At 48.1% G+C, this 10,034-nt stretch carries 8 protein-coding genes and 1 pseudogene; 8 read left to right on the plus strand and 1 reads right to left on the minus strand.

Features of this window, described 5'->3' with window-relative positions; all coding sequences use genetic code 11:
* The first annotated feature begins 299 nt into the window (after positions 1–299).
* The 8 genes from HPY81_11250 to HPY81_11285 all read left to right on the plus strand — a co-directional run bounded on the left by HPY81_11250 (position 300) and on the right by HPY81_11285 (position 8,727).
* Positions 300–704, plus strand: a complete 405-nt coding sequence (locus HPY81_11250; protein NPV27979.1) for a type I restriction-modification system subunit M N-terminal domain-containing protein — start codon at positions 300–302, stop codon at positions 702–704.
* Between the two features lie 54 nt (positions 705–758).
* Positions 759–1,058 carry a hypothetical protein gene (locus HPY81_11255; protein ID NPV27980.1) on the plus strand — a complete coding sequence of 100 codons (300 nt, stop codon included), beginning with the start codon at positions 759–761 and terminating at the stop codon, positions 1,056–1,058.
* Positions 976–1,179 carry an N-6 DNA methylase gene (locus tag HPY81_11260; GenBank protein ID NPV27981.1) on the plus strand — a complete coding sequence of 68 codons (204 nt, stop codon included), beginning with the start codon at positions 976–978 and terminating at the stop codon, positions 1,177–1,179. The genes HPY81_11255 and HPY81_11260 overlap by 83 nt, the downstream gene beginning before the upstream one ends.
* Entirely contained in the window at positions 1,134–1,454 is a 321-nt protein-coding gene (locus HPY81_11265; GenBank protein ID NPV27982.1) for an N-6 DNA methylase, read from the plus strand. Before HPY81_11260 ends, HPY81_11265 begins: the two co-directional genes overlap by 46 nt.
* A 100-nt stretch (positions 1,455–1,554) precedes the next feature.
* Positions 1,555–2,292 (plus strand): DNA repair protein RadC, encoded by a 738-nt coding sequence (radC, locus tag HPY81_11270; protein NPV27983.1) that lies wholly within the window; start codon positions 1,555–1,557, stop codon positions 2,290–2,292.
* Between the two features lie 14 nt (positions 2,293–2,306).
* Positions 2,307–4,109: an ATP-dependent endonuclease gene (locus HPY81_11275; protein NPV27984.1), complete on the plus strand. Its 1,803-nt coding sequence runs from the start codon at positions 2,307–2,309 to the stop codon at positions 4,107–4,109.
* 16 nt (positions 4,110–4,125) lie between these two features.
* Positions 4,126–6,201, plus strand: coding sequence for a site-specific DNA-methyltransferase (locus HPY81_11280; protein ID NPV27985.1), 2,076 nt, complete (start codon positions 4,126–4,128; stop codon positions 6,199–6,201).
* A gap of 15 nt (positions 6,202–6,216) precedes the next feature.
* Positions 6,217–8,727, plus strand: coding sequence for a DEAD/DEAH box helicase family protein (locus tag HPY81_11285; protein NPV27986.1), 2,511 nt, complete (start codon positions 6,217–6,219; stop codon positions 8,725–8,727).
* Positions 8,728–8,944: 217 nt separating this feature from the next.
* On the opposite strand, the pseudogene HPY81_11290 reads toward HPY81_11285, so the two are convergent.
* Positions 8,945–9,811: pseudogene (locus HPY81_11290) on the minus strand (transposase).
* Positions 9,812–10,034 lie beyond the last annotated feature (223 nt).

Genomic DNA, 10,034 nt, shown 5'->3' on the forward strand with positions numbered 1-10,034 from the left:
GGAACGGCTGGTGATGCGTGCGCTTGCGGAGGATCTGATCTCAGAATCCCGTGCCGCCGAACTGCTCGCCAAATCCCTGGCTGAATTTTGGCGGGAGGTGGCCGAGCAGCATGGCGGATTCCCGGCGGATCCACGTGACTGACACGAACATCTGGATCGACCTGGATGCCGGATGAGGCGAGACGGTTGACGCTGTAAGGGCTTCGGCAGGAAAAATAGCGGCGATTGGCGAATAAAGCATAAAACGGCAGTTACGGCAGTATGCGCCTTTATGGTTTGAACCTCTAAAAACCGGCTGTTTGGTAAAACTTTCGGTTCATTCTGCGGGAGAAGGTTATGGCGAAAAGGAAAAGCGCGGTAAAAAAAACGGTAACGGCGACCTCGAATTCGCCGACCGGCTCTGGTCGGCGGCCAACCGGCTGCGGGGCACGGTCGAGGCGGCCGAGTACAAGCACATCATCCTCGGGCTGCTCTTTTTGAAATACCTCTCGGACGCTTTTGAAAACCGGCACAGGTTCCTAACGCGCGCCGTTACCGATCCGGCCAATACGGAGTACTACGTCAAAGAGGCGTCGGCGGATACATCGCTTCCGTCGCTGAGGACAAGGACGAGTACCTGGCCGCTAACATCTTCTGGATCGCGCCCCAAGCCCGCTGGTCTTATCTTTTGGCGAACGCGCACCAACCGCATCTCGGCCAGCTGATTGACGAGGCAACGGCAGCCATCGAGAAAGAGAACCCGAAGCAGTTGCGGGGGGGTGTTGCCGAAGATCTACGCCCGCGTTGCCATTCCGGCGCAGACCCTGGGGAAACTGCTGAACCTCTTTTTGGCGGTTGACCTGGTCAACGGCGATGCCGTGGCGTGGGATGTTCTCGGCCGGACCACGAATACTTCATCGAGACGTTCGCTAAGGCTAAGGGATACCGGGGTGGTGAGTTTTACGCCCCGCATGCGTCGTGTGGCTGCTGGTCGAGATGCTAGAGCCTTACCGGGGGCGGGTCTACGACCCGGCCTGCGGTTCCGGCGGGATGTTCGTGCGAAGCCGCAAGTTCATTGAGGCCGCAACGGCAACCCGAACGACATCTCCATCTACGGGCAGGAGCGCAACGGGGCCACCTGGCGTATCTGCAAGATGGACCTTGCGATCCGGGGCATTCCTAACGAAAACATCTTGTTAGGCGACACCTTCACCAACGATCCGCGCCGACTTCATCATCACCAACCCGCCCTTCAATATGAAGGAGTGGGGCGCAGACAAGGTGGCCGGCGACGTTTGCCTCAAATTTGGGCACCGCCGAACTCCAACGCCAACTATATGTGGACCCAGCACTTCATCCACCACTTAGCGCCGAAAAACGGCCGGGCCGGCTTCGTTATGGCCAACGGCTCTCTTTCCGTGGCGGGGTGGAGGGCGAGAACCGGAAGAGAATTTTTCGAAGGGGAAAAGTGGTGATTGGCGAATAAGAGCAACAGTCGGAGCTCTCCTTCTAAGAAATTCAGTAAAAGGGAGATACCCATTAAATTCAGTACAGATATGAGGGGCGCGTCACAATATGGCTTCCAGAAAAAGGCGATATGGACGAGCGATCATTAACTGGCCGAAAGACGATAGGCCGCGCGAGAAACTGCTCAAGTACGGGGCGCATATGTTAAGCAATGCTGAACTACTGGCGATTTTGATCCGCACTGGTGTTAAAGGTTCCAGCGCGGTTGATCTGGGGCGAGAACTACTACAAAAGTTCAAGACGCTGCGCCAAATGAGCGCCTGTGATATTGCCGCATTCCGCCAAATCAAAGGCCTGAGCACCGCCAAGATCGCCCAAATCAAAGCAGCTGTTGAATTGGGCCGTCGGATGATGAGCGAAGAGCGTGCCCTGGAGGGGACAGTCCGTTCGTCTTCCGACGTGGTTGGTTTCCTGATGCCTTTACTGCGCGACCTCAAGCACGAAGTGTTTAAGGCAATCTTAATGGATCAAGGCAACAGGGTGATAGACGTGGTAGATATTGACGAAGGTGATGTTACGAAAGCCCATCCGTCCATACGCAAGATCATGTTGTGTGCGGTGCAAGCCTATGCTACCGGGTTGATTACCGTCCACAATCACCCTTCGGGTGACCCAACACCAAGCGAGCAAGATAAACTCCTAACCCGCGATCTGGTGGTTGCCGGGAGGGTAATGGAAATTCGTGTTTTTGATCATCTGATCATTGGTGATGGGCGCTATTTCAGTTTTGCGGATGAGGGGCTTATTGAAGAGTACGTAAGACAGATTCTCATTCCAAACTTTTAGGGAGGGACTTGATAGTGAAACTTTGTAGCTTGCGTATCAAGAATTATCGCTCAATTGTTGACTCTGGTGATGTTCGTATTGAGCCGTTTCAGATCTTTGTCGGCGAAAATAACGCGGGTAAGTCTAATATCTTAAAAGCAATTGACGTTTTCCTTGCACCTGGGGCGGGTGGAGTCCAAGAAAGTAATTTTTTCGATAAATCACAGCCCATTGTAATTATTTGTACGTTTACCGGCTTAACCTCCGAGGAACGTAAGGCACTTCGCCCGTACCTTTTGGGTGACAAATTGATTTTAGAAAAGCATCTTGTAGCACAAACGGAAGAAAAGACTGGAAAGATTAAAATAGTGGCAGAGTATTACGGATACGTTGCTAAGCCAAAGGATTGGTGGCTATCTGTTGAGGGGGTAATCGCTGTAAAAGGAGACAAGCCGAACTGGCGTCAAGTGGCAGAAGAAAATGGTATTTTGGAATACGTATCTCGGGATGGAAAAGTAACCAAAGCAAGTTATGAAGCGGGGTTAAGACGCTTGTTGCAGGAGCGGGACGATGTTGAATATGAGGAGCCTACTCCTGGAAATAGCCAAGCACTTGGACTCCAACCCGTTCTTCTGAGCCACTTACCCGGTTTTTACTTACTACCTGCAATTACGGATTACTCTAATGAAATAGACCGTCGGTCTTCCTCAACCGTCTTCCGGCGGCTCATGGGGGATTTAGCAGACAGAATAATAAAAACGGACCCCCGCTACTCAGAAATAGAGTTATCACTACAAAGGATTAAAAACCTGTTGAACCCGCCGGAAAGTGGCGAAGACCGACCAGATGAGTTGAAGAGGCTGGATGTACTCTCGAAGATTGAAGAAACGCTCCAAAAGACGATTGTCAGGCTTATGCCCTCTGTAAATTCCGTACGTCTTAAGGTCATGATGGAAGGGACGAGGGATTTATTTTTGCAAGGTGTCTCCCTTAAAGTAGATGACGGAGTTTTGACAGATGTATTAGAGAAAGGGCACGGGCTACAAAGAAGCGTCGTCTTTGGACTCTTACAGACTTTAATCATGAACCAACGGGGAGAGTTGCTGCCATCAGGTGATGGTGAAACAAAATCTTTCCGGCCGATCATTCTGGCAATTGAGGAACCTGAGCTATATATACACCCCCAGATGCAGAGATTGATTTTTAGCGTACTGCGCAAGTTCGCAGAGTCTGATCAAGTTATCTATACCACCCATTCTCCTGCCTTTGTTGATGTAGCAAATTACCACTGTGTTGGAGTTACGAGAAAGGATACTGTCGAAGTCGGAACACGTGTATACCAGTGCGATCCAGGTTTGCTGGGGTCTCCTGAGGAAAGAAAGGGGTTCCAATTTCTGAACAGCTTTGGTTTAGAACAAAACCAGCTATTCTTCGCTAAGAAAGTTATTTTGGTTGAAGGCGAACAAGACGGTATAGCTATTGTATCAGCAGGAAGAAAACTTGGATTATTCAAGGAGTTTCCAGAAGAGATTGGCTATACGATTATAATAGCCGGCAATAAACAAGAAATTCCTAAATTTCAGAAGCTACTGAATGCGTTTCAGCTTCCTTATATTGTTTGGCTTGAGTTGGATGGTAAAAGTGAAGAAGATGACGAAAATATAAGGATTATTGATCTACTGAATGGGAATCGATGCGTCAAGCTACCTCAGCGGCTTGAAGAGCTTGTGAACCACAGCGGTCATTTCGGGAGCACGTATCATGCCAAGAAATACTTTGAGAACCCAGATAATATTAGCAGTGAATTAGAAAAACGAGTTAAGGAACTCTTTCAATAGTTAGGAGTGTGACCGCATGCCCTGTCTCACTGATTCTCAACGTAAACATATCATAGAACTCCTTAATCAAGGTGCCGAGTTACCTTTGGATTATAAAAACTTATTATTTCCACCCGAACGTCGGGAGTATGAACTGGTATACGCCGGCAAAGAGCGCGAAGAAGATATTTTGGCTGAGACGATGGGAGTTCCCCTACAGCCCATCCGGGCCTTTGGTAGCAACGGCGAGGGTTGGCATAATATGCTCATTTTTGGTGATAACCTTCAGGCAATGAAAACTCTGCTGAAAATGAAGGAGCAGGGGCAACTAATAAACGCTGATGGCTCGCGGGGAGTGAAGCTGGTCTATATTGATCCACCATTTGGAACAGGTGATGAGTATGGGCCAGGAAATGGTGAGATATCTTACTCAGCAAAAGTTCAAGGAGCCAGGTTTATTGAATTTCTTAGAAAGAGACTTATCTTTATCAGGGAATTACTCGCAGATACCGGTAGTGTTTTTGTTCGGTTAGATTATCACTTTGGACATTACTTAAAAGTAATAATGGACGAAGTCTTTGGTCAAAACAATTTTAGAAACGAGATCGTCATTAATAGGGTGATGAGATCTTTACGAAATCTGAGTAGATTCAATGTGAGTGTCGAATCATTATATTTTTACTCCAAGACATCTAACTACTACTTTCACAATCCTGAAACTTCTCGGAGATGCTATTATTGCGGAGCGGAGAAGGAACCAGAGTGGTTGGACATGGTTTCTCCTGGTTTGAGAAATCCTCCAGAAAGAATCATTTTCGGTAAGAAGTACCTCCCAAGAAGGGGAAGGCACTTTACCTTTACTCAGGAGCGAATAGACGAATTAGTACGAGAAGGTAGAGTGAGGATTAATCCTGATATCTCTTACTACGACTTAAATGGCAATATGGTTAAGGGACGCCCAGAATATTTACAAACCGAATCGGTACCAGTTGATAATAACTGGACAGATCTTAAAGGTTATGCCTTTACAACGGGCTATCCAACCGAGAATAGCGAGGAGTTACTAGAACGAGTAATCATTACTGCGTCGCAAGTTGGCGACATCGTCCTCGATGCCTTCGCTGGTTCTGGTACAACACTGGCCGTGGCTGAAAAATTGGGCCGCCGCTGGATCGGGATAGATTGCGGTAAGCTGGCCATTTATACCATTCAAAAAAGAATGCTTAATCTCAAGAGTGATATCGGTAATAAAGGCAAGCCGTTAAAGCCTAAGCCATTCATTCTTTATAACGCAGGCCTATACGACTTTGCACGCCTTAAAGAGCTGCCCTGGGAAGGATGGCGTTCCTACGCGCTTGGGCTGTTTCAGTGTCAGGATAAACCCCATAAAGTCGCTGGCATTGAACTGGACGGCTATCGCGGTGGCGACGACGTGCTGGTTTTCAATCACACCCTGGGTGGCGGTGTTATCCTGGACTACGGCTTCATTGATGACTTACATGCCCAGATCGGTTCTAGGATTGGCCCGCGCTTTTTTATTATTGCCCCTGCTGCCAGTGTAGCATTCCTCGAAGACTATGTGGATAAAGGGCGTACGCGCTATTATATTCTGCGGATACCGTATTCCATTATTAACGAACTTCATAACCGTGACTTTGAAGCCATTACTCAGCCTGTGGATGAAACACAGGTAAATGAAACAGTTGAAGCGGTCGGTTTCGATTTTATTAGGCCTCCCAAAGTCGAATGTGACTACTTTGTTCGCCAACGTGAAGGTGGAGGAACCAAGGACGCGGTAATTAAAATTAAGACTTTCAAGAGTGAGGCACTGGCAAAAGGAGCCAGCTCAAAAGGCAACTTAGAGACCCTCTCTATGGTTTTGGTAGATTATAACTACCCTTACGATCCAGCGCGTAAAGGGAAGGAACCTTTTCCACCGTTCCAACTTGATGCCGTCTTTTTTGCTAGTGATATCCAGGCGGCTGGTTGGGAAGTAAGGATGCCTTTTGATTTATTAGGTGAGTATATCATGGTAATTTATATAGACATTTACGGTAACGAGTATACCGAAGTCAAAGCGTCTGCAGACTTTGTTGAAAATATAGGCGAATAAGGAAGAATATGATTTATGCCTCATCAACAGCGATTTCGCAATGAGGATTTAGTCTTACGTGTTAGCCACAACGTTGACCCGGCTCTTTTCGACATCGCGCGGTACGAGCCATTTATTGAGGCGCTGTGCGGTACGCGCGAGTACCAGAAAGAAGCGATCCGCGTAGTGTTGCGGTACTTCTTGGGTGGCCGTTATGCCAACTTGCGGCAGTTGGCCGAAGAGAACTTTTATTCTAATGACGTTTTGAAAGAGCGGTATGCCACATTCCGTGATATGGAACGCCATTTGCAGTTACCCGACCAACTTTCATGTTCGATTGACCTAGCAACTGCTACCGGCAAGAGTTACGTTATGTATGGCATCGCGCGCATCATGTTGGCGCATGGCGCAATAGACAGGGTCCTTGTGCTGTGTCCGTCACGTACTATTGAAAAGGGCTTGACGGAAAAATTCCGCCAGCTTTCGGGCGACATGATACTCAAGAGCCTTCTGCCCGACGACTCCCGAGTGCGTAATCCGCACATTATCAATGGTACAGAGTCCATCGTGGATGGCACGATTTGCATTGAAAACTTTCACGCCACCCTACAACATGTAAAGTCTTCTGTCCGAGACAGCCTGAAAGGCAAAGGTGAACAGACTCTAATTCTAAATGACGAGGTGCACCACGTTTACAATCCGACTGGCAAAGACCTCAAGCGGTGGAAGGAGTTTCTCCTTGACCCCGAATTCCGCTTTCGCTACATAGCCGGCTTTTCTGGTACTTGCTATATCGGCGATGAATACTTTACCGATGTGATCTATCGCTACTCACTGCGTCAGGCGATTGAGCAAGGCTATGCCAAGGCAATTGATTATGTGGCGGAAGATACGTCTGCTTCCCAAGACGAAAAGTTTCAGAAGATATATGACAACCATCTCCAAAACAAAACGCATTTTTACCGTAAAGTTAAGCCACTTACCATTTTGGTTACACGTGACATTGCAGCTTGCAAGCGATTAACGGGTGACTTAATTGATTTTTTGGCACAGCGAGAAGGGATTTCAACTGAAGAAGCAGCCAAAAAGGTACTGATTGTCACGTCGGCGCGGGAGCACGAGGCCAATGTCCGGATGCTGGAGGAAGTAGACCGGCCTGATAATCCAATTGAATGGATTACCTCCGTAAGTATGCTTACCGAGGGTTGGGATGTCCAGAACGTATTTCAGATAGTGCCTCATGAGGAACGTGCCTTTAATAGTAAGTTGCTTATCGCTCAAGTACTGGGGCGCGGCTTGCGCATTCCCGATGCCTACCGTGGTGAACGGCCCGTTGTCACGGTATTTAATCACGATGCTTGGTCCAGCCGTATCAAGCATCTGGTGGACGAGGTGATGGAGATTGAAAAACGTGTGTACTCTTATCCGGTTACCAAATCACCCGACTATAATTTCACTTTGCACCAGATTGATTACAGCAAGACCCAGGAGATCGAAGAATTTCCGCAAACGGTTGAGTATGAGTTTACTAAAGGGTATATCACCCTGGTATCGCAAGTACCCGCTTTGGAGCGTGAGACCACTTATATCCGCGCCGCGACTGGGGAGCGGCGGCAGAAAAAGACCTTGGTCCGTTACCAGATGTTTACGGTGGATGAAGTTGCCGAGCATATTCATGCTAAACTTAAGGCCATTGATACTGAAGAAGGGACCAATTACGCAGAAAGATATAGCTTCGACTGGTTGCGGGCATTGATTCGCGAATCTTTGCGCCGGGTAGGTGAAACTCGAGACCAGGTCAGTGAGGAGAACCGTCAGCGGCTGCAAAAAGCCTTTGGCGTAGTGCATCGTAAAGCTTCCAGATCTGTGCGTTACCGGATGACACCCAACGCCGTAATATCTGTTAATACCGCTGATCGTAAGCGGAACAGTGTAGGGATAGGTTCTCTAAGACGCGGTGAAGCGACCGTTTTCCTGGACGATAACTCACTTTTGCTGAGCGACGAAGAAACACAGGTGGTTCTACAGGCTATTTTGGACGATGAAGACCTGCCACGATCCGCGGTACACAAAATAGACAATGCTTTTTATTTCAAGACGCCGCTCAATGTGGCTATAGCTGACCACAAGCCCGAGCGGGATTTCATTCGACAACTAATTAAACCAGAAAATGCTAACGTTATTGACTCTTGGGTTAAGTCTACGGATCAAGAGTTCTACCCGATTGAATACGCCTGGCGGAAAGGTGAGCATCCTAAGCGTGGTTATTTCAACCCCGACTTTTTCATCAAAAAAGGTAGCCATATTTTGGTTATTGAGATTAAAGGAGACGAAGAACTTCAAGAGCCATCGGACGAAAATAAGGCAAAATATAAAGCGGCCCGCCAACATTTTACAACGCTCAACGCGCTGCAATCCGGGTATATCTATCACTTTCATTTCTTGACGCCTAAAGACTATGATAAATTTTTTAAGTTTGTGAGGGACGGGAATTACAACTTTGTTTCAGAACTCGATGTAGCTCTTGAGGAAAACGGTGGCGGGTGAGAAAGATGGAGTCACTTTTAGAGGAAAGGTGATGGCCTAGGAGTTCGTTGCAAATACCCTTATTTCCATCTCGCCCCGTTGGGCTTGAAAAATTGCGCCAGACGAAAATTGTATACATAAACCTCATAATAACCGGCCAAATCATAGAGAAACAGTTCCTTCTACGTTCTCCTTCTCTACATCTCTACAATTTGTTGTTACATGGGCAGACTACCTCCTATGCCGCTAAAGGAGGTGGTGTGGCAACTGCCAGAGCAACTTCTTCCTGTGCTTTTTGGATGAACAACTTCCAGTAGCGTTTGAAGTTTACCACGGCTCCGACGAAAAGCGCCTGGAGAGTGACTTTGGCCAGGCCGATGTAGCGGGCCTTCCGGAGATCGTGCCTCACCATCTCTGTCTGTTTTCTTTCGATCTTGCAGCGCTCGGGATATTCTTTGGCGAACTCTTCGGTCTTTTGATAGGCCCGGCCTTCCTGGAGGTAATGACCGTTACGGTCCGCCTGCCTTTCTTGTTTTTGGTGCACTTATTCTTTAAGGGGCAGTTTTGGCACTGTTCGGGAGAAAAGAGGAACATTTTGAGCCGGCCTGTTTTCCGGTCGTAGACTTTTTCGGGAGCGAACTCGCCGGCCGGGTACCGGCAGGTCTGGGCATCCAGATCAATGGTAAAGGCCGATTTGGGGAGGCAGCCGTTTTTCCCGTGGCCCTTTGGTACAGAACTGATCACCTTGATCTGGCAGACGGCCATCTCTTCTCTTACCTGGCCGGTTCCGTAGGCCGTGTCGAAGGTCACTTCCTCTGGCCGGCGCTCTTCGGGTTGCCGGTCGGTAGATGAGGACCGCTTCTGAGTCGTGAGTGTTGCCGGGGGTGGCCACAATTCCGGTGACGAATTCGCTCTCTTTATCTATTCCTGTGTGCACTTTGTAGCCGTCAAAGCGCTGGGATTGTGACTTGTGCCCGTGGCGCATTTCAGGATCGGTCGGGGAAATGACCCGGTCTTTTGCTACCCCTTTTTTGATGGTTACCGTGCTGTCTTGCTTGTACTCTACGTCCTGGAGAGCTACCGTGTAAAGGAGATCTCTTAATTCTTCTCCTGAGTTTATCAGTTGACCCCCAAATTTGCCGCTTTCAAAAGTGAAAAATGGCTTAACAACGGCATTTTTGGCAATGGGGAGATGAAAATCTGCAAAAAGTGTAGTGGCAAACTTTTTTTAATAAATGCCGACAATACTTGCGATAAACCCCATGACATGGTATAATACAGGCATGTTCCTGAAGATTACTAAATCAAACAATTACAAGTATGTCCAG

This window comes from Bacillota bacterium, from assembly GCA_013178045.1.
Lineage (GTDB): Bacteria > Bacillota > Ch66 > Ch66 > Ch66 > Ch66.